This is a genomic window from Belnapia sp. AC561 (assembly GCF_979252845.1).
The window spans coordinates 1-257 of the sequence record NZ_CEEDBP010000314.1 but is presented as its reverse complement, the minus strand read 5'-3'; the positions used below and the strand labels follow the sequence as shown (position 1 = coordinate 257).

The following is a 257-nucleotide window of genomic DNA, read 5'->3' as shown; positions in this document are numbered from 1 at the left end:
CGCCAACGGCGTCGTTGAGCTTGCGCTGCACTTCATCCGAGGCCTTCTGCTCCCAGTAGGCGATCCGGCCATCGATCCAGGCGGCTGGCTTGAACTTGATCCCGGTTTCCCAGCCATCGTTGATCGACGGTTTCAGGTCGTCGCTGAGGGTCGCCAGGCGATACGCCGCCGACCCGACCCCGACCTGATAGCTGCGGCCCCAGTTGGCATAAAGGCTGGCTTGCTCCCAGGGCGAGTAGACGACGCTGATCTTTGGC

1 protein-coding gene is annotated in these 257 nt (G+C 63.4%); it reads right to left on the bottom strand.

Annotation, left to right across the window (positions count from 1 at the left end):
* On the bottom strand, window positions 1–257 hold a 257-nt coding region (locus AC0IW9_RS31235; RefSeq protein WP_471652177.1), incomplete at both ends, for a TonB-dependent receptor domain-containing protein.